The 321-nt window shown below is 67.6% G+C and carries 1 protein-coding gene; it reads right to left on the minus strand.

The genetic code is table 11. The annotated features are described in order from the left end of the window. Positions 1 to 137: 137 nt before the first annotated feature. The coding region (locus EN850_RS36920) for a hypothetical protein (protein WP_210238066.1) at positions 138 to 321 on the minus strand (184 nt) is incomplete at its 5' end.

Here is a 321-nt window from a genome sequence, read left to right on the forward strand (position 1 = left end):
GTCGAATACGTGCATCACCGGCCGGACCCGCAGGGGCGCTGAGGGGGCGCCACAGCACAGCAGACCCCACCATGCGTGGATGCTTTACCCCTTCAGCAACCTGAAACCCGCCCCTCCGATTTCATTAGTAATTCTACTCACAGGGCGAGTAGCATGTCCGGTCTCAGCCCCTGATACCGGCCCGTCGATACTCGCGCCATGCCCGCCGTTTCCGCCCGCTCCCGTCGCTCCCAGCCTGCCCGGCGCCTCCCCTGGAGGATCGGCTGATGGGCGCCGTCGTCGCCCTCGACCGGCTGCTGGACGGCCGCCAGTTGTGGCGCG

The sequence above is a fragment of the Mesorhizobium sp. M8A.F.Ca.ET.207.01.1.1 genome, assembly GCF_004794715.1.
In the GTDB taxonomy this organism is placed as follows: Bacteria; Pseudomonadota; Alphaproteobacteria; order Rhizobiales; family Rhizobiaceae; genus Mesorhizobium.